Source organism: Streptomyces sp. NPDC002698 (assembly GCF_042888945.1).
Lineage (GTDB): Bacteria > Actinomycetota > Actinomycetes > Streptomycetales > Streptomycetaceae > Streptomyces.
Genome location: NZ_JBIAQM010000060.1, coordinates 13,370 through 32,483 on the forward strand (window position 1 = coordinate 13,370; position 19,114 = coordinate 32,483).

Genomic DNA, 19,114 nt, shown 5'->3' on the forward strand with positions numbered 1-19,114 from the left:
GTGGCCCGCATCAGCGACGAGACCCGGCGGAACAACGAGACGGCCATCAGGCATGTCATGGAACGGCTCCTTGCCGGTGACGTTCCCCCGGGCGGCAAGTGCGACATCAAAACCCTCGCGACCCAGGCCAGGGTCGCCCGCACCGGCTTCTATCCCAAGAAGAACCGAGACGGCTCGCCGCGGCCTGGCCCCTACCAACACCTGGCGGAGGAGTTCGAACGCCGGTTGACCGAGCTTCGGGAAACGGGCGTGATTCCGGACCCGCGGGCTGCACAGATCGAGCGCCTCAAGGAACAGGTATCCAGACTGAAGGAACGCCTCGCCGCGAGTGACGCGCAGATCGAGGGGCTCGCTGACTTCAGGGAGCGGGCTCTGTCGCAGATCGCCGCCCAGCGGATGGAGATCGAGCGGCTTCGCGATGTCTTGGCCACGCCGTCGAATGTTCGTGCTCTGCCGAACAGTTCAGGTGCGAATGCACCGTACGGATCGTGTAGCTGAGCGTAATGGTATGCAGGGGGCGGCTGCCTGGCCGATGTATGCCGGGCAACCGCCTCTGGTGTGCTCTGGGAATCTACTCGTCTGCACGAGGACGCGCGCTGTCGCCTACCGCGTCCAGGTCGTCACCAGCCGCCTCTCCTGGCTCCAACGCCGCAGGAGGTCGTTGATCTGGCCGAGCCGTTTGCTGCTGTCGGGTGGCCGCCGTCGTACAGGCCCACCCCGGCCCGGCGGAGGGCGAGGTCGGCCAGGCCGAGGGTGCGGGCGGAGGAGCCGATGTCAGCTGTCGGTGTGGAGGTGGGCTCGCACGGCGTCGACGAACTCGTCGACGTGTTGGAAGACGCCGCCGTGCCCGGCCCCTGGGTAGATGATCAGCGTGCTGCCGGGAATGCGGGCGTGCATGTCGTGGGACAGCTCGGTGGGGACCATGCGGTCGTGGTCGCCGTTGGCGATGAGCGTCGGGGCGCCGATGCGGGAGAGGTCCTGCGGCTCAGCCCGGCCCCAGCCCCGGATGGTGGTGATCTGGCGGTGAAAGGACGACAGTGTAATGGGGGTGTCACGGTCCATCACGCGCTCGCGCAAGCGCGCGAGGTAAGCCTTGGCTGCCGCCTTGCCCGCTGGAGTGCGGGGAAAGAACAGGAACTCCTTGGCATCGGTGCGGGCCATCGCGGCACGAGCCATGTCCCAGTAGACGTAGGCTCCACCTGTCGGACGGTCGATGCCAGTGCCCCCGGCGGGGCCGGTTCCGGCCAGGACGAGGCGGCGCACGAGCCCCGGCGCATCGAGGGCCACCTGCTGGGCGACGAAGCCGCCGAGCGAGAATCCGAGCAGGTCCATCTGGGTCAGGCCGAGGGCGGCTACGAACCCCTCCGCCGCACGCGCCATCGCGGCGACGGTGCCTGGGACACGGCCGGTGGATCCGCCGACCCCGGGGAGGTCGAGCGCGACGATGCGGCGGTCGCGGGCGAGCGCGTCGACAAATCGGGGATCCCACTCGTCGAGCGTGGCGCCCAGGTGAGTGAGCAGGACCAGCGGGACGCCGTTCTCGGGGCCGAGGTCGCGGTATACGAGCGTGTTCGAACCTACGACGATGCGGCGGTTGGGCGCCGTGGCCCACGTGGTCGGGCGGGGACGGACGTTGGACTCAGCCACGGTTGGTCACCGCCTTCGGGTCGGTGGTGACCAGGACCTTGCCGCGTGTGCCGCCGGCGAGCGCCTCGTCGAGAGCTCGCGGGGTCTGGTCGAATGGGAGCGCCCGGTCGATGATCGGGCGCAGCACCCCGTCGTCGACCAGCCCGGCGACCTGGCGCAGCGCGGCGCTATCGGGTGTGATGAACAGGAAGCGGTAGGTGACCCCGAGCGCGCGTGCCCGGCGGCGAGTACGGGCACTCAGGGCCCGGATGGCGAGCCGGACGACGGGGTTGACGCCGACGCGCCGCGCGAAGGCCGGGTCGGGCGGGCCCGTGATGCCGATGACGGTGCCGCCGGGGCGCAGCACACCGAGGGAAGCCTGCAGCGTGGCTCCGCCCTGGGTGTCGAGGACGAGGTCGACGGGCGTGCCGGCGAGGCTCTGCGCGAGGTCGTCGTGGCGGTAGTCGATGACGATGTCGGCACCAAGCTCTCGGGCGGCTGCGATGTTCGCCGTCGAGACGGTGGTGGCGACGGTGCAGCCCAGGTGCTTGGCGAGCTGGATCGCGACCGATCCCACGCCACCGGTCCCGCCGTGGATGAGGACGGTCTGGCCCTTCTTCACCTTGCCCATCTCGACGAGGGCCTGCCAGGCCGTGAGCGCGACGACTGGAAGCCCCGCGGCCTCGACCAGGCTCACAGACCGGGGTACGGGTGCCATCGTGGCGGCGTCGACCGCGACGAACTCGGAGAAGGTGCCCGTGGCCGCCAAGTCGACATAGCCGTACACATGGTCGCCCACGGCGACGTCTCGTACCGCGGAGCCGGCCTCAACGACCTCGCCGGAGAGCTCACCGCCCATGACTTTGGGTAGCCGGAACGGGAAGATTGCCTTGAACTCGCCGGAGCGGAGCCGCTCGTCGGCATGGTTGACGCCCGACGCGACCATGCGCACGAGCACCTCATGGGGGGCGGGGACCGGTACGGGCATCTCGACCTCCCGCAAGGGGGAGCCGTACCTCTCGAGGACGAAGGCCTTCACGGAGCACTCCTAAGCAAAGCGTTTCTGGGGGGGCGGGTATCTCGGCGGCGGGCGCATCCCGAATGGCCGCCGTACTTTTTGAAATAGTTTGTGTTGTCTTTCTGGCTGCGGCGCGGGCGCGTTGCGTCCTCAGCCGCGTTCACTCATCAGGCGACCGGCACGGCTGGGGCGATGACGCGGTCGGCGGTGCCTCCCTGGAGGCGGTCCAGGGAGGCGGTGATCCCCTCGTGGGGCACGCCGAGCGGCACCGCGCTGACCTCGGTCAGGCGGGTGTATTGCTCGTCGGTCAGCTGGACGTCGAGGGCGCCGAGGTAGCTGTCGAGCTGGGAGAGGTTGCGCGGGCCGATGATCGGGACGAGGGTGGCCACGGAGCGGGTGGCGCGCTCGCGCACCCAGGCGACCGCCACCTGGGCGGGTGTCACGCCGGTCTCCTCGGCGATGGCCAGGACGGTGTCGACGACGGCGGTCTTCTGGCCGGTGCTCTCGGTGTGGATGACCATGCCCAGGTCGCTCAGGCGCCCCTCGGCGGAGCTGCGGTATTTGCCGGTGAGCAGTCCGCCGCCGAGCGGGGACCACAGGGCGGCGCCCAGGCCGAGGCTCTCGGCCATGGGCAGGAGTTCGCGGTCGGCGGTGCGTTCGACGAGGCTGTACTCGTGCTGGATGCCCACGATCGGAGCCCAGTCTTTCTGGTCCGCGAGGGTTACCGCGCGCGAGACGCGCCAGGCGGGGAAGTTGGACAGCGCGGCGTGGTGGATCTTGCCGGCGCTCACCAGGTCGTCGAGTCCGCGCAGGAGCTCCTCCATCGGAGTGAGCTCGTCGGGAAAGTGCACCCACAGCAGGTCGATGTAGTCGGTGCCCAGGCGCTTCAGGCTGGCCTCCACCGAGGCGACCATGTTCTTGCGGCTGTTGCCGGTCCTGGAGATGTCCGGCTGCGGGGCGGCGCCGAGGGTGAACTTCGTGGCCAGGACGAAGTGGTCGCGGTCGGCGGAGATCAGCTTTCCGGTCAGTTCCTCCGACTCGCCGAACTGGTAGCCGTCCGCGCTGTCGAGGAAGGTGCCGCCTGCTTCGGCGAACCGGTCGAAGATCCGGCGTGCCTCGTCCGGCTCGGCGCCTGCGCCCCAGCCGGTGCCGAAGTTCGCGGTGCCGAGCGTGTACTCAGAGACGCGCAGTCCGGTCCGGTGTCCGAAGGTCGTGTAACGCATGAGATGTCCTTGCCTGAGGGGTGGGAAGGCGGCCGCGCCGGGGTGGAGGGGTGAGCGTCAGCCCGCGTTCGGCTGGGGTGCCGCGGACAGGGTCTGCTTGACGTACCGGCTGGTCTCGTCGGCGAGGATCTCGGGCAGGCCGGTCTCGATGCCGGACAGGGCCTGGGCCGCGACGTCGGGGGCGGCGACCTTCTGATCGGCAGGCACGCCGGCGGCCATGTCGGTGTCCATGTAACCGACGTGCAGCGCCGAGACGGTGATCCCGCGCGGTGCCAGCTCCTCACGGGTCGCGTCGCTCAGCGCCCAGGCGGCGGCCTTGGAGGCCGCGTAGGAGCCGAGGCCCGCCGGGTGGAACCAGGACAGGGCGGACAGGACGTTGAGTACGGCGCCGCCGCCGTTGCCCTCGATGACGGGGGCGAATGCGCGGGTCGCGGCGAGCGGGCCGAAGAAGTTGGTCTCCATCTCCCGGCGCACCTCAGCCACGTCGCCTCCGATCAGCGTCACGCCGGTGGAGATGCCCGCGTTGTTGATCAGCAGTGTCGCGTCGGACGCCACGCGGGCGGCCTCCTGTATCGACGCCTCGTCCGTGACGTCCAGCCGCAGCGGGATGACGCCGGGCACGTCAACCGCCTCGGGGCGTCGGGCCGCGCCGTACACCTTCGCGCCACGCTCGACGAGCTGGGCTGCCAGGTGCCGCCCGAGCCCCCGGTTTGCGCCGGTGACGACCGCGACCGCGTTCTTGAGTTCCATGCCTGCTCCTGGTCCTGACGGGTGCCGACGGCAACCCACACGAATTAGATTACGCAATCAATCTAAACATGGAGTTACGATAGATGCCAGTCGACATCCAAACGGGAGGTGGCCATGGGCCGCGTATCGCAGGCGCAGGCGCAGGAAAATCGCAGGCGGGTGGTGGACACCGCCTCCCGGTTGTTCCGGGAGCAGGGCACGCAGGTCAGCGTCGCCGACCTGATGAAGGCGGCCGGTCTGACCCACGGCGCCTTCTACAAGCAGTTCGCCTCCAAGGAGGCGCTCGTCGACGAGGCCACCGCCCACGCCTTCGCCGAGCTCGCCCGGCGCTACACCGAGGGACTTGAGCGGTATGAAGGGCGGCGCGACGCCGCCCAGCAGGTGCTGATCGACACCTACCTCTCCGTCGAGCACCGTGACGGCCCGGCGGACGGCTGTCCGGTCGCCGCGCTCGCCTCCGACATCGCGCGCGAAGGCGGGGGACGTGAGGCCCGTCGCGTCTACACCGAGGGGGTGGCCGACTTCGCCGACTTCCTCGCCACCGACGACCAGGACGGCATCGTCCGCCTCTGCACCCTGTTCGGAGCGCTGGTCCTGTCCCGGGCCACCAACGGCTCCCCGCTCTCCGAGGAGATCCTCGCCGCCGCGCGCGCAGCCTTGACCGAAGCAGGCTGATCAAGGGCGCGGTGCGGGTGCACATCGACGGCACTGGGCGACGAGGCGTCCGTGGCCGGGCGGAGGCGGTGGGAGAAGGCCGCCGACGCCTGGCGCACCGGCCTCACCTTGCGCCGGACAGCGGTCAGTCCCCGGGCCGCATGCTCGTGAAGTGGAAGTTGCGCAGCCGACGTCAACGCGTCAGCAGGACTGCGATCTGCTCCCGGATGTCGCGCACGCTCTCGTCGACGCTCGCGGCGACGTTCACACTCGCTGCCATCGCGAGGAACGTGACGGCGGACACGACGCGCGCCGCCATTGCCGCGTCCGCCTCGCTGACCTGTGCGTCCCGGCACAGCACGGCGGCGACGGCATTCTCGGTCTGCCCGGTGATGGCGAGGGCTTCGCCGTGGTGGGGCTCGGCGGGGTCGCCGAAGACCATCTCGCGCAGGTAGACGCGCCCGTTGTCGACCTGGGTCCGGTTGCATTCGACGACCGGCCGGACGATCGCCATCACGGCGTCCAGCGTGTCCGGGATGTTCTCGGCGTCCACCCGGCCTCGCTTGAGGGCTTCGGCGTCGAGGGAGTTCTGGACGAGCAGGAGGAGCTCGCCCTTGGTCTTGGCGTAGAGGAAGAGCGTTCTGTGGCCCGTCCTGGTGGCGCTCAGCCAGTGGGGCGAGACGTACGCCGTCGGCCCCGAGAGCCCGGGCCCCGTCCTGGACGTAACTCACGCTGACTGTGGCGCCCCGGTCCACGTCACCGTCCAGTGCTCCGCGGAGCACCCCCCCTGACTTCCGAGGACGTCACCGTCCGGCTGGGGTCAGGTGCGCGACGTCTCTCGTGAGCCGTTAGCCCCGGGCGGGCAGCCGGGTGATGGCGGAGTGCCCTGGTACTGGAGACGCCGGCCGCTTTCAAGAGGGTGATCGCGAAGGTAAGTTCGCCGAACGGGCGAGCGTGCTTCCGAACGCGCCTGCGACACCTGCGTCAAGCCCGGCCGCTTCCGCCTCCACGGCCACGGGCCGCGAGCCGGGATGCAGAGCACCTGCGAAACCTGCCGCATCTCCTGACACCAGACAACGCATCAGCGGGCAGCCCCGAAACGAACCGCCCGGGCGCCTCCCGCCCGTAGAGTTCTCCTCGGCCGCCGAGTTCGGTGAGACATGATGTTCGCCACACCCACAGCGGGGAATCGGACACCGTGCTCCGTCATAGTGCGACACGCACCACAGGCTCGGCTCTAGCCCAAAGCGACACGACCTGCGAGGGACACGGTCTCTGCGAGAACAAACCTGCTCCGATCCCTTGCACTGAGCGCGACCGCTTTCGGCGTGGTTCTGGGCATCGGAGCCCTGGGCGCGGCGGCCGGGGCTCTGGCCGCCCCGTCACTCGCGGCGCGGTACGGGCCCGGGCCGATGATGCTCGCCGCGCTCGCAATCACCCCGCTCACCCAGATCCCTCTGCTTCTGGCCTCCCCTGGCCCAGTCTGGCAGTTCGCCGTCGGTGCCGCCCTCTTCCTTCATCTGGCCTGTGCCGCGGCCGCGGGGACGACCCAGCGCACCATTCGCCAGGTCGTCACCGCCGACGGCATGCAGGCCCGGATGCAGGCCGTGAGTACCTGGCTCACCTCCGGCGGGCGGCCGGCGGCCGCGCTCCTCGCCGGCGGGCTCGGCACCTGGATCGGTGTGCGCCCCACCCTGGTCGTCGGCACCTGCCTCCTCGTCGTCCCCCTCGTGGTCCTCTGCCGATCCCCGCTGCGCAGCCTGCCGGAAATGCCCGGCTCACCCACCGTTGCTCTTCCTTCAGCCGAGGCCCTCACACCCCCGACGCCGCCGGGGCCGATCGTCCCCAATCCCGCAGTCGCCGTGGAGGTGCGGCACGACCGCTCTTCGGAAGGTGGCCCGTGAGCACGAACCCGGACACGGCCCCTGGCCCGGAGCCGTCATCGGTGGGCCCGCCGCCGGGCGCGCCCCTCCCGCCCAGCACCTACATCCCGTCCCACACGTCCCGAGGTGATCACGTGCCACCCTCCCGCTCTCATATCCGCGCGACCATCGAGGTTTATCTCAGCCGGCATGCCGAGGAACGGGACGCTCTGGAAGGGCTGCTGGCTGTCCTCGACGGCACCGCGGAGCCGTCCAGCCGCGCCACGCTGCCCGGTCACGTCACCTGCAGCGCGGTGGTCATCGACCGCGACCGGCGAGTGCTCCACATCGGCCATCGGGTGACAGGGCTGCTCCTCGCTCCAGGCGGCCACGTTGAGGCGGGTGACCGTACGCTGCTGACCGCGGCCGTGCGCGAGGTGTGCGAAGAGGCCGGGCTCCGCCCCGGCGACCTCTGTCTCACCCCGCAGTTCCTCGGCGAGCCGATCGACGTGGACGTCCATGACATCGACTCCAACCCGGCCAAGGGCGAGCCCGCTCACCAGCACTTCGATGTCCGCTTCGCGTTCTATCTCACCGCCGGGCAACCGCCCGCGCTCGTTCTGCAGGACGAGGAGGTCGCCGGGGCCCAGTGGCTTCCGTACGCCGACGTGCGGTCCCCTACGCTGCGGGCCAAGCTCCTGACCGCTGAGGCGCACGGCCTCGATGGGCGCCCGGAGCCCGTCAACGCGAGCGCCCTGATCCACGACGGGGCCGGCCGGTACCTCCTACATCTGCGGGATGACCGGGAGGGCATCTGGGAGCCCTGGGTGCTGGCCCTCCTCGGTGGCGGCCGCACGAGGGACGACTCCTGCCTCGAGGCCACGCTGCGGCGCGAGCTTGCCGAGGAGGTGCCGGGTCTGGAGCTCACGGAACTGGTGCCGTATGCCGTGGAGGCGGCGACGAGCGTCGACGACCTTGCCGTGCCCATCAGCGTCTACGCCGGGCGCTGGAGCGGTGATGCCGAGGGGGTGGAGCTCCGCGAAGGTGTCCTGTTGACGTGGTGCACCGTAGACATGCTCGACCGGCTACGCCTGAGCCCCGGGCTCGGGGATCTGATCCGGCGCCACGCGGCCGAGTACCCCGCGGCGAAGGGGCCGCCGGACGACACCGGTCTGCTGCCCGGCGAGGCCCCGGCGGGCACCGAGCCGCACATCGTCGGTGTCCACCTCCACATCCAGGACGGCCACGGTCGGATCCTCCTCGGCCTGCGCCACCCGGACTCCGCCTTCGCGCCGGACACCTGGCACTTCCTCGTCGGCCACTGCGAGCGGGAAGCCGCGATCGACTGCCTGGTCCGGGAGGCGAAAGAGGAAGCAGGCCTCACCATCGCGCCCGAGGACGTCGACCTCGTCCACACGGTGCACCACGTCGACTCCCCCAACGTGCGGCCCAGGATCGCGCTCGTCTTCCAGGCCCGCTCCTGGACCGGCGACCCGGAGGTCCTGGAACCCGACCGGTGCGTGGAGTGGCGGTGGTGGAAGCCGCAGGACCTTCCGGAAGCGGTCGTGCCGTACACCCGCATGGCGATCGACGGAATCCTTCGGGGGCGTCGGTACTCCGAGCAGGGCTGGGGCGAGCGATGAGCACTCTGGACACCTGTCCCGCCGCCGATCCGGTCGGCGGGGCCACGCCGACGGATGCGGAAGCGGATCCGGCAGCCGCGCGAGCGGCGATGGTCGCCCGGCTCGAGGTGGAGGGGTCTCTGCGGCCGGGCCCGGTCCGCGACGCCCTGCTCACGCTGCCCCGCGAAGTGCTGATGCCGCAGGCGTACGTACGGCGCACTGCACCGGGCGAGGAGCCGCCGCGGTGGGATCTGCTGGACTGGTCGGCGCCGCAGGACCGCCCCGAGCTGCTCGGGCTGCTGTACGGCGGGGCCAGTGTGCTCGTCCAGCACGACGGGGAGCAGCTGCTGGGCCGGGCGCGCGGGACACGGTCGGGGGCGTCGATCACGTCGATGTCGACGGTGATGGGCCTGACCGCCGAGCTGCTGGAGGAGCTGGATCTGCGCCCGGCGCTGCGGGTGCTGGATGTCGGGACGGGCGCGGGGGTGACCGCCGCGATGGCCTGCCAGCTCTGCGGCGACCAAGGGGTGGTCACCCTCGACCGGGACCAGCAACTCACCGACGCGGCCGCCGCCCGCCTGGCCGACCTGGGCTTCCGGCCGCAGGTGGTGTGCGGCTCGGGCGAACAGGGCGTGCCGGGCCGCCAGTTCGACCGGATCTTCGTGTCGTACACGGTGGAGTGCGTGCCGACGGCCCTGGTCGAGCAGCTCGCGCCCGAGGGCAAACTGCTGGCGCACGTGACCAGCGCGTCCCCGTCGTGGCCCGGCCTCGCTGTCGTCGGGCGTACCGCCGACGGGCGGATCACGGCGAAGCTGGAGGCCGTGGAGTTCGCGCACCGTGCCGGGCACGGCATGGAGCGGATCTGGCTCAGCAAGGAGTTCCGGCAGCGCATGGTCACCGAGCCCGGCACATGGACCCAGCGGAGCATGCTGGCGCCGCCCGCGGACAGCGACCGCGGTTTCTGGCTGGCGGCCGACCACATCCTCGGCGGTCTGGTGCGGGACTTCGGCGCTGAGCACCTGGTGATCGGCGCCCCCGGCTGCGGATCCTGGATGCGCGCGGAGCCGGTGGGCCACCGGCGCTGGAGCATCACCGTCCAAGGGCCGCGCGACATCTGGAAAGAGATCCAGGACCTCGCCGACCGGTGGCGGACCGCACGCTCCCCCGACCGCTACCGCCTCTGCCTCGACGCGGACGGCGGGCAGCGCGCCGCCTCCGAGTGCGGACGCCTGTCCTGGCAGCTACCCGTCGCCCGCCCGCTCGATGAGGGAGCCACCTCGTGACCTACCCCGACGGGCCCGTTCCGAGCCTCCCACCGGAGCAGGAGGCACTGTTCGAGGGCGCGGCGGTGACCTATGCCCTCCACCGCCCCGGCCTGCCGGACGCAGCGGTGCACCTGCTCGCCGACACACTGCGAGGCCGTTCGTTCCCGGTGCTGCTCGACCTGGGCACCGGAACCGGGCAGGTGCCCCTCGCGCTCCTGTCCGCCGGCACCGACCTGACGCACATCGAAGCCGTCGACGTCAGCCCGCAGATGCTGCGTCAGGCCAGGCAAGCCCTCACCCCCGTGCTCGGCCACTGCACCCTCACCCTGGTCCACGCGGCGGCCGACGCCTACGAGCCGCTCACAACGCTGCCCGGCGAACCGGACTCCGGCCCGGGCCTGATCACCTGCTGCCGGTCCTACCACTGGTTGAACGGTGAGGCGGTCCTGGAGATGGCCGACCGGGTCGCCGCACCGGGTGCCGCAGTGGCGATCATGGGCGACGGGAGCCTGTGGACCCACGACGTCGACTGGACCCGTGCGCTGCGCGAGTTGATCCAGCGCTACCTGGGCGCCGAGCGCCGGGCGTGCGCCCACCGTTCCTACGCCGAGCCCCGCCGCTCGTACGAGGAGGATCTCGCAGCCTCGGCGTTCAACGACGTCACCGAGCACCGTTTCCCGGTGACCCGCACCTGGGCGCCGCAGGAGGTACTCGGCTACCTGAGCACCACGTCCTTCGCTGCTCCTGAGCTCTTCGCAGAGCGGCACGAGGCGTTCGAGGACGAGGCCCTCGCCCTCCTCCACGCGCACGCGGTGGACGGGGCTCTCGTCGAGGAAGCGATGTTCAGGGTTCTGCTCGCCCGGCGTCCGGAGGGAGCGCGATGAGCGGCGGGCAGCGGCATACCGAGCCGGTCGACGTCCACCTGATCCTGCGCCGGGAGACCCCGCAGGGCCCGCAGGTGCTGCTGTCCCGGCGGGCCGGACAGGTGTACGCCGCCGGCTTGTGGCATCTGCCGTCGGGGCATCTGGACGGTCCGCACGAGGACGTGGTCACCGCCCTGATCCGCGAGGCGCGCGAGGAGACCGGTGTCGTCATCGACCCGGCCGATGCGCGGGCCGCCGTGACCGTGCACCACCGCAGCCCAGGAGGCGCCTCCCGTACCGGGTACTTCTTCGAGGTCCGGCGGTGGAAGGGCGAGCCCGGGATCGCCGAGCCGGACGTCTGCGACGCGATGGACTGGTTCCCCCTTCACTCCCTGCCCGCCCAGGTGGTGGCGTACTGCCGGGCCGGGCTGGACGCCTACAGCGCGGGCGCGCGCCTCGCCGTGCACTTCCAACTGCCCGGCGACAGCATCGCCTTCGACCCTGGCGCCGACCGGCTGTGCCTCGTGCCGGACGTGACCGGCCACGCGTCTACCGCCCGTCCCGACACCGCGGTCGTGGAGTTCGCGGAGCGGGCGGTCGGCCGGATCGCGCAGTGGACGGATACCTCATGGGCGCGCGAGGAGAGCCGGGTGTGGCGGGTCCACGGCGTCCAGGGCGGAACCTGGTACGTGAAGGTGCACCAGAACGAGCGGTTCCACGGCCGGGAGGTGCGAGGGTTACGAACGTGGGCGCGGGAGCTGGGGGCGGCCGCGCCCCGGCTGGTCGCCGCCGACGACACCCTGCGGGCGGTGGTCCTCACCGCCGTGCCGGGCCGCCCGCTGCACGGCACCGTTCTGGCACCGGGCCGGGAGAGGGCGGTCTTCCAACGGATCGGCGCGCTGGCCCGCCGCATCCACCAGGCATCTCCCCCACGGCCCGCTCCTGCCCGCAGCGGCCCGGCCGTCGGCAAGGCCGACCGGCATCTGGCCGGGGCGCGGTCTCATCTGCTCCCGGGTGATGAGGAGTTCGTCCGCGAGCTCGTCCGGCAGGCCGAGGACCTGCCACCGCTGGAGTGGGTGGAGACCCACGGTGATTTCCAGCTCCGGAACATCCTTTCCACCCCTGACGCCGCCGACGAGACGGACGACCGTGATGTCTTCGTGGCGGTGATCGACCTCGAGCGCAGCGAACCAGGACCGGCCGTACGGGATCTCGTCCGCCTGTCCGACGCCTGGGTCGGCCGCCCCGACCTGTTCGAGGCGTTTATTGCCGGGTACGGCAGGTCTCTGACCGCCGCCGAACAGGGCCGCCTCGTCATCGACGCAGCGCTCGATTCCGTGTCTGGGATCTCCTACGGCATCGCCCACGGTGACCCCGAGCTGGTCGAACGCGGCCGGCGGACCCTGACCCGGCTGCGCGCCGAGCACCGTGCAGTCCTCTCACCGACAGGAGATACAACGTGAACGCCGACACGGCACCCACTGCCGCGGTCGAGCCGCGCGACGCCGACGGACGGCCGCCGGTCCGCGCGGCCACCACCGCCGACGCCGAGGCCATCACCCGGATGCGCTCCGAACATGTCCTGTCCGCACCGCTGACCGAGGACTGGCTCCGGCAGTGCACGGACGAGCTGGCGCCACGGCTGACGCCGGAGGGAAATGCCCGGGCCTTCGTCGTCGACGCCCCCGACGGCACGATGGCCGCCCGCGCTCTCGGCCTGATCCACCCCGTGCTCCCGGCTCCGGCCTACCCCCGAGGCCGGGCCGCCCGCGTGCAGATCGTCGCCACCCGGCCCGAGTTCCGCCGCCGCGGTTACGCCCGGGCCGTCGTCTCCGCACTCCTCGATCACCTCGCCGACGTCGAGGACGTCACGCTGTTCGAGCTGCACACCAGCCCGGAGGCCGCACCCCTGTACCGGGAGCTCGGCTTCAGCGGCAACCCGGCGCTGATGCGGATGCCCCGCCACCGCCGACATGCCGTTGCCGTGCCCGGTGCGCAGCCGGACGCGACGTGGGTGCCGCCGCAGCAGTACGCCGACGCACTGCCCCGGGCTGCCGCGTACGTGTGCTTCTACGTCACCGACGGGGACGACCGGCCGCTCCAGCTGCGCTCCGTCTACTCCCCAGGCCACCCCTGGCACATGATCGGCGGCGCGATGGATCTGGGCGAGCGGCCCTGGGACGCGGTGGTGCGCGAGTGCCGGGAAGAGACCGGCATGACCACCGCAGGTCCGCCCCGGCTGCTGGCCACCGTGTTCGGACAGCCCCGGGCGCAACGTCCGTACAGCACGCTGCAGCTGATCTTCGACGGCGGTCGCCTCACCGCTGAGCAGATCCGGGGCCTCACCCTCAACCCGCGCGAGCACGACGAGGCCCGCGTCCTGCCCCTGGCCGAGTGGGAGGCCTTGATGCCGGCCCCCGATTTCGTGCGGCTGCGCGCCGTCGAGGAGGCCCGCCGCACCGGCGTGGCCGCATACGTCGACACCTGGGGGAACGCATGACCGCCAGCAGCATCGTCTTGATGTCCGACCGGCGGGTCGCCGCGATCCCCGTCCACGATCGCGGCGAGGCCCTCGTCGACGCCCGCGCACATGACCTGAGGGTCGACGACCGCAAACAGGACACGACGGGCGCCTGGGCCCACGTCCGCCAAGGCGTGCTCACGCGGCTCCAGCAGGCGCAAGCGCTGCTCCCCGACGGCGTGAAGTTGCTGTTCGTCGAGGGCTACCGGCCCCCGTCCCTGCAGCGCCGGTACTTCGAGGAATACAGCGCCGAGCTCGCGCGCGCCCATCCGGACTGGCGGGCCGCCGAGCTTCGGGAGGCCGCCAGCCGCTTCGTGTCGCCTCCGGAGATCGCGCCGCACTCCGCCGGCGCGGCCGTCGACGTGACCCTGATCGATGACCAGGGCCGCGAGCTGGACATGGGCACGCGCGTCAACGCCTCCCCGGAGGAGTCCGACGGCGCCTGCTACACCGACGCCCCCGACCTGAGCGCCCGGGCCCGCATGAACCGGGCCGCCCTGGGCGGCGCGCTGTCCACCGCCGGCTTCATCAACTACGGGACCGAGTGGTGGCACTGGTCGTTCGGCGACCGGTACTGGGCGCTGCAGACCGGGCAGCCGGCCGCCCTCTACGGCCCCGTCGAACTGCCCTGACACCACACCACCACCCCGCCTTGCACGAACGAGGAGCGACCTGTGGGATACACCCGGACTGACTGGTCCGAGCACTACAACGACGGGCGGGGCTTCCGGCGGCTCGGGAACGAGGAGAAGGGCCTGCTCGTCGAGCACGCCCCGGTCCTCGAGGGCGGCCGCGCGCTCGACATCGGCTGTGGCACGGGCGAGTTGTCCGTCTACCTCGCCTCGCTCGGCTACACCGTCGACGGAGCGGACTTCGCCGAGGGCGCGCTCGAGCGGGCCCGCGCGGAGCACGCAGAGGTGGAGGGGGTGCGCTGGCTGAGCCTGGATGTCGAGCTCGACGACCTGGCCGCCCTCGCCGAGGACGGCTACGACCTGATCGTCCTGCGGTTGTCCATCGCGTTCATCCGCGATCGCACCCGTGTCCTTCGCGGTCTGACCGCGCGGCTGCGCGAGGGCGGGGTGCTCGTCATCATCACGCCGATCGTGGAGAACACGCCGGAAGAGCGGCGTCACATCGCCCTGGACGAGAACGAACTCGCCGCGCTCACCGACGGGGTCGAGCACGTCGAGCAGTTCGACGCGGAGGGCCTGGCGGTGCTGGTCCTGCGCGGACCGGCCGGATCGTTCAGCGCGGAGGAGAAGGGTCGGCCCGAACCGCAGGCCGTGTTCGGTGCCGCAGTGGTGGTCACCGACGCCTTCGGCCGGGTCCTGCTGGGCCGTTCCACCCGGGGCATGTGGGAGCTGCCCGGCGGCCGCATCGAGACAGGCGAGAGCGCACCAGCGGCCGCCGTGCGGGAGCTGGACGAGGAGACCGGGCTGACGGCTCGTGTGGACGACGCTCACGTCATCACCGTGCTGCACGACGACCGGCTGGACGTACGCCGCGTCACCGCCGTGGTCCGTGTCTCCCACTGGGACGGTGAACTCGCTCTGCCCGAACCGCACCGCTTCGCACGCTGGGAGTTCCACGACCTGAACTCCTTGGTGACCCTCGGGAAGATCTTCGCGCCCAGCGCACAGGCCCTGACCGCGGTGTGGCCCGGGGTGCTGCCGGGCCTCCCGCCTGTCCACTCCTACGCGTGCTTCCCCGGCGGCCCGCCGGTGCCCGGCGAGCCGGCCGAGGCGGTCCGGCTGCGCGAGCGGATGGCGGACATCGTGATCAGCAAGGGCTGGGCACCCTCGCCGCGGGTCCAAGCCGCGTTGCGCGAGGTGCCCCGGCACCGGTTCGTCCCCGAGACCCGGCTGGAGACGGCCTACCACGACGACCTTGCCGTGGTGACGGTCCGGGAGTCACCCCAGACCGCGCTCAGCTCCGTCTCCGCGGCCTGGCTTCAGGCCGACATGATCGAGCAACTCCGGCTGGAGCCGGGGATGACCGTGCTGGAGGTCGGCTCCGGCGGATACAACGCGGAACTCCTGGCGCACGTCCTGGGAGAGCGCGGCCGGGTGGTGACCGTGGACGTCGACCCGTACGTGGCGCACCGGACGCAACGGCTCTGCGCGGAGGCCGGCAACGGCCGGGTCACCGCCGTCCTCGGCGACGGCGGACTCGGCGCGCCGGGCCACGTCCCGGCTGACGGGTTCGACGGGATCGTGATCACGCACAACGCGTTCGACATCGCACCAGCATGGCGAGAGCAGCTCGCAGACGGGGCCCGGCTGGTCGTGCCGCTGGAGATGGGCGGCTACACCCGCTCCCTCACCCTGGTCCGGCGCGGCGACGTGCTGCACTGCGAGCACTGGACGTACTGCGGTTTCGTACGCGACCGCGGCGCCGCCGCCCGTACTGCCCCCGCCGTCCCTCTGGCCGACGGCAAGGTCACGGTGCGGTGGGAGGACGGGACGCCCGGTGACACCGCCGGTCTCGACGAGGCTCTGCGCGGGCCCCGGCACGAGCGCTCCACCGGCCTGGTCGTCCGGGGAATCTTCAACTTCGAGACGTTGCAGGTCTATGCCGCGACCACCCTGTCGGGGTTCTGCCGTCTGTCCGCGCCGAAGGGGTCCACGCTCGTGGAGCAGCAGGACGCGGCCGCGATCCTGGCGGACGGTTCGCTCGCCTACCTGACCTACCGGAAGGTCAAGGATGCTCCGGAGCCGGCCGACCGCATCACGGAGTTCTTCATCCACGCCTATGGCCCAGCAGCCGAAGAGGTGGCGGAGCGCTTCGCTGAGTGCGTGCGCGTCTGGGACCGCGAGGTGCGCGAGAGCGGCTATCCGCCGATGACCGTCCACCCGGCCACAACGCCCGACGACCAGCTGCCGCCCGGAGACGTGCTCGACAAACCCAGCGCACGGCTTGTCCTCCAGTGGCCGGGCCGGACCCCCGCCGACGCACTGGGCTTCTCGACCGCAGGGGGACAGCGTGCCTGACTCCGACGAGCTGATCCCCGAGAAGGCGGCGCCCTCCACGATGCCCTCCTTGCTCGGCGTGTTCGCCCACCCCGACGACGAGAGCCTCCTCGCCGGCGGTGTCCTCGCCCAGCACGCCGCCGCGCACGCGCGCACCGCCGTCGTCACCATGACGTGGGCGCCCGACAGCCCGCGGGCTCCCGAACTCGCCGACGCATTGCGGGCACTCGGCGCGGGCGCACCGCGCATGCTCGGATACGGCGATGCCCGCAACCCGCAGGCGGCCCCCGGACGTCCTCGGCTCGTCGACGCACCGCTCGACGAGGTGGTCGCCGCCCTGGTCCAGCAGATCCGCTCGTTCCGCCCCGACATCGTCGTCACACACGACGCCCTGGGCCAGCTGACCGGTCACCCGGACCACCGCCGTACCCACCAGGCCGCTCTCCTCGCCGTTCAGGACGCGGGGCTCGCGCATCTTCATCCTGAGGCCGGTGCGCCTTGGCAACCGGGCGCCGTGTACTGCGCCACGCACCCCGAGGCTGGTGTCGGCGAGCTCGGGCCGCTTCTGGAGGCCGTCGGCAAAGCCGTGCTCGCGGTGCCGGACGCGTACGCCACCACCACCGTCGACGTCACCCCCTGGCTGGAGCAGAAGTGGGCAGCGGTCCTCGCGCACCGAGGGGAGGTCGCCCGCGAACGGCCACTGCCCGGCATCCTCGCCCGCCTGCCCGAGGAAACCCGGCGCGACATCATCGCGACCGAGTACTTCACCCGGCTCGCGGCCGGGCCACTCCCCGGCGCTCCCCATCGGCTCACTGCCTGACGGCGGTCAACCGCCTCACTCTTCCCTGGGCTCGATCGGCCCCTTCTGACCTGGAGAATCATGACGACCACATCCGTTCCCGGCGAGCTGCCCGGCAGCGCCATGACCGACGAGGTGTACGGCGCTCTGCGTGCCTCGGCCGCCCTGTGGGTCGGGACGTCCGTGCTGATCACCAACCAGTTCGGGCAGGTCCTGGTCCAGCACGTCGACTATCTCGACACCTGCCTCCTGCCAGGCGGTGCCGTCGACAAAGGCGAGTCCCCCGCTCGCGCCGCCGCCCGTGAACTGGGCGAGGAACTCGGGATCACCGCTGCCCCCAACCAGGGCCTGGCCGTCGACTGGGTCGCCGCCGGCAGCACCAGCGCGCCAGCGGCCATGCGGTTTCCCGGCGAGCTCCTCCATGTCTTCGACGGCGGAGTCTGGGACGACGACCGGATCGGCGAAATCCGTCTACCACCCAGCGAGATCACCGCGGTCGAGTTCGTCGAACCCGCACGGCTGCCCGAGCTGCTCTCCCCGGCCGACGCCCGACGCGCCCTGTCCGCGCTGCGGGCCCGGATCAACTCCGCCGGCACAACACTCCTGGAGAACGGCCAACCCATCGCTCCCGGGGTCTTGGACCGCCTCGGCGTTCTGCGGACCGCCCGCCCGGCCCACCGCTACCCCTGGCACCCCGGACCTGCCCCGCACGACCTCACCGTCACGCAGGTGTGGGGCTGGCTGTTCGCGCCGGACGGACGCGTCCTGGTCCTCCTCGAACCCGACACCGCAGGCGCCATCCTGCCCGGCGGCACACCCGAGGAGCAGGACCACGACGACCCTGTAGCCACCCTGCGTCGCGAGACCGAAGAAGAAGCAGCCGCCCGGATCATCAACCCGCTGCTCCTGGGACACGTCACCGACCCCGCCGCCCTGCGCGGATACCTGCGCTACGCCGCCGCACTCACCGAAATCGGTCCCGCCCAGTCCGACCCGGCCACCGGCCACACCTACACCCGCATCCTGGCCACTCCCGAACAAGCCGCCGAACTCTTCGACTGGGGGCCGGCGACCGCACACCAACTCGCCGCGGTCCACCAGGCCCGCCGACAACTCGGTCTCCCCCGGGCCACCCGCCAGCCCGTCACCGAACTCACCTACCCCATCACCTGGTAGTCCGTCCGCTTCCGCTCTCCCCCACCTTCCCGAGGAACCCATGGACCCCTCGCTCCGCACGACAACGCCCGCCTCTGATGACCCCGCTCTGCCACCTGCGGCTGTTCCGGTCCGGCCCGCGCCCGCTCCGGGTGCCGCGGCGGCAGGGCCGGAACCGGAGCGCCGCACGGGACACTGCCGGTGCGGTGACATCGCATACGAGGTGCTCGGCACGCCGGACGACCCGCACCTGTGTTCCTGCGAGCATGAAACACGCATCTCCGGCGGCCCCACCGTGCTCTGGGTCGGCTTCCACAAGAACGGACTGAAGTGGACCGGTCCCGGCGGTGAACCCACCTGGTTCGCGACCTACCCCACCCTCAAGCGGGGCTTCTGTCCGCGCTGCGGGACCCATCGCGTCTCCGTCGCCAACGACTCGGACAAGGTCATGATGACCGGCTTCAGTCTCGACGACCGCAGCGGCACCGATCCCGTTGGGCACTCCTTCCGCGAGGAGGCCGTGCCGTGGATGAACATCACCCTCTCCCCTGATCCGCGTGCCTCGCAGCCTGCCGCCCCCTGACCCCTGCTCCACTCAACCGCCCGACCACCGAAATCCGTTGACCGTCACCTGGCTGCCCTGCGTCGCGCACCGGCCCGGCCGACACTCCGAACACCCAGACTCGCGCTACTGACCTGAGTCAGAGATTCGGTGGCAGTAGGCGGCGACTTTGTCGAGGATCTCGTCTGCTGTTTTCGTCCAGACGAACGGTCTGGGGTGCTCGTT

18 protein-coding genes are annotated in these 19,114 nt (G+C 71.4%); 13 read left to right on the plus strand and 5 right to left on the minus strand.

The annotated features are described in order from the left end of the window. Nucleotides 1-498 (plus strand): hypothetical protein, encoded by a 498-nt coding sequence (locus tag ACFYW9_RS39365; RefSeq protein ID WP_389159843.1) that lies wholly within the window; start codon nucleotides 1-3, stop codon nucleotides 496-498. A gap of 276 nt (nucleotides 499-774) precedes the next feature. Here the strand turns inward: ACFYW9_RS39365 and ACFYW9_RS39370 are convergent, their stop codons facing one another. The 4 genes from ACFYW9_RS39370 to ACFYW9_RS39385 form a co-directional block, all read right to left on the minus strand. Continuing rightward, nucleotides 775-1,647 carry an alpha/beta fold hydrolase gene (locus tag ACFYW9_RS39370; RefSeq protein ID WP_030895920.1) on the minus strand — a complete coding sequence of 291 codons (873 nt, stop codon included), beginning with the start codon at nucleotides 1,645-1,647 and terminating at the stop codon, nucleotides 775-777. Next, a complete protein-coding gene (locus ACFYW9_RS39375) occupies nucleotides 1,640-2,665 on the minus strand; it encodes an NADP-dependent oxidoreductase (protein WP_030817659.1) in 1,026 nt (341 codons plus the stop codon). The genes ACFYW9_RS39370 and ACFYW9_RS39375 overlap by 8 nt, the downstream gene beginning before the upstream one ends. A gap of 146 nt (nucleotides 2,666-2,811) precedes the next feature. Further along, a complete protein-coding gene (locus ACFYW9_RS39380) occupies nucleotides 2,812-3,867 on the minus strand; it encodes an aldo/keto reductase (RefSeq protein WP_386382551.1) in 1,056 nt (351 codons plus the stop codon). Nucleotides 3,868-3,924: 57 nt separating this feature from the next. Continuing rightward, nucleotides 3,925-4,617 (minus strand): SDR family oxidoreductase, encoded by a 693-nt coding sequence (locus ACFYW9_RS39385; protein ID WP_030817655.1) that lies wholly within the window; start codon nucleotides 4,615-4,617, stop codon nucleotides 3,925-3,927. 114 nt (nucleotides 4,618-4,731) lie between these two features. Here ACFYW9_RS39385 and ACFYW9_RS39390 point away from each other — a divergent pair, with 114 nt between their 5' ends. After that, nucleotides 4,732-5,292 (plus strand): TetR/AcrR family transcriptional regulator, encoded by a 561-nt coding sequence (locus ACFYW9_RS39390; protein ID WP_030817653.1) that lies wholly within the window; start codon nucleotides 4,732-4,734, stop codon nucleotides 5,290-5,292. Between the two features lie 172 nt (nucleotides 5,293-5,464). On the opposite strand, the gene ACFYW9_RS39395 is transcribed toward ACFYW9_RS39390, so the two are convergent. After that, nucleotides 5,465-5,824 (minus strand): hypothetical protein, encoded by a 360-nt coding sequence (locus ACFYW9_RS39395; RefSeq protein ID WP_051785030.1) that lies wholly within the window; start codon nucleotides 5,822-5,824, stop codon nucleotides 5,465-5,467. Between the two features lie 775 nt (nucleotides 5,825-6,599). On the opposite strand from ACFYW9_RS39395, the gene ACFYW9_RS39400 reads away from it, so the two are divergent. The 11 genes from ACFYW9_RS39400 (at nucleotide 6,600) to ACFYW9_RS39450 (ending at nucleotide 18,910) form a co-directional block, all read left to right on the plus strand. Next, nucleotides 6,600-7,175 carry a hypothetical protein gene (locus ACFYW9_RS39400; RefSeq protein ID WP_389159844.1) on the plus strand — a complete coding sequence of 192 codons (576 nt, stop codon included), beginning with the start codon at nucleotides 6,600-6,602 and terminating at the stop codon, nucleotides 7,173-7,175. Nucleotides 7,176-7,288: 113 nt separating this feature from the next. After that, nucleotides 7,289-8,776: an NUDIX domain-containing protein gene (locus ACFYW9_RS39405; protein WP_389159845.1), complete on the plus strand. Its 1,488-nt coding sequence runs from the start codon at nucleotides 7,289-7,291 to the stop codon at nucleotides 8,774-8,776. After that, on the plus strand, nucleotides 8,773-10,038 hold the full coding sequence (locus ACFYW9_RS39410) for a protein-L-isoaspartate O-methyltransferase (RefSeq protein WP_389159846.1): 1,266 nt from the start codon (nucleotides 8,773-8,775) through the stop codon (nucleotides 10,036-10,038). The genes ACFYW9_RS39405 and ACFYW9_RS39410 overlap by 4 nt, the downstream gene beginning before the upstream one ends. Beyond that, nucleotides 10,035-10,904 carry a class I SAM-dependent methyltransferase gene (locus tag ACFYW9_RS39415; RefSeq protein ID WP_389159847.1) on the plus strand — a complete coding sequence of 290 codons (870 nt, stop codon included), beginning with the start codon at nucleotides 10,035-10,037 and terminating at the stop codon, nucleotides 10,902-10,904. Before ACFYW9_RS39410 ends, ACFYW9_RS39415 begins: the two co-directional genes overlap by 4 nt. After that, nucleotides 10,901-12,346, plus strand: coding sequence for a phosphotransferase (locus ACFYW9_RS39420; RefSeq protein ID WP_389159848.1), 1,446 nt, complete (start codon nucleotides 10,901-10,903; stop codon nucleotides 12,344-12,346). The genes ACFYW9_RS39415 and ACFYW9_RS39420 overlap by 4 nt, the downstream gene beginning before the upstream one ends. Next, nucleotides 12,343-13,383, plus strand: coding sequence for a GNAT family N-acetyltransferase (locus ACFYW9_RS39425; RefSeq protein ID WP_389159849.1), 1,041 nt, complete (start codon nucleotides 12,343-12,345; stop codon nucleotides 13,381-13,383). Before ACFYW9_RS39420 ends, ACFYW9_RS39425 begins: the two co-directional genes overlap by 4 nt. Next, entirely contained in the window at nucleotides 13,380-14,036 is a 657-nt protein-coding gene (locus tag ACFYW9_RS39430; protein ID WP_389159850.1) for a M15 family metallopeptidase, read from the plus strand. The genes ACFYW9_RS39425 and ACFYW9_RS39430 overlap by 4 nt, the downstream gene beginning before the upstream one ends. Nucleotides 14,037-14,078: 42 nt before the next feature. Next, nucleotides 14,079-16,394 (plus strand): methyltransferase, FxLD system, encoded by a 2,316-nt coding sequence (gene fxlM / locus ACFYW9_RS39435; RefSeq protein ID WP_389159851.1) that lies wholly within the window; start codon nucleotides 14,079-14,081, stop codon nucleotides 16,392-16,394. A gap of 40 nt (nucleotides 16,395-16,434) precedes the next feature. Beyond that, entirely contained in the window at nucleotides 16,435-17,193 is a 759-nt protein-coding gene (locus tag ACFYW9_RS39440; protein WP_389159855.1) for a PIG-L deacetylase family protein, read from the plus strand. 60 nt (nucleotides 17,194-17,253) lie between these two features. Then, nucleotides 17,254-18,348 (plus strand): NUDIX domain-containing protein, encoded by a 1,095-nt coding sequence (locus ACFYW9_RS39445; protein ID WP_389159852.1) that lies wholly within the window; start codon nucleotides 17,254-17,256, stop codon nucleotides 18,346-18,348. Between the two features lie 202 nt (nucleotides 18,349-18,550). Then, nucleotides 18,551-18,910, plus strand: a complete 360-nt coding sequence (locus ACFYW9_RS39450) for a GFA family protein (protein ID WP_389159853.1) — start codon at nucleotides 18,551-18,553, stop codon at nucleotides 18,908-18,910. The last annotated feature ends 204 nt before the right edge of the window (nucleotides 18,911-19,114 follow it).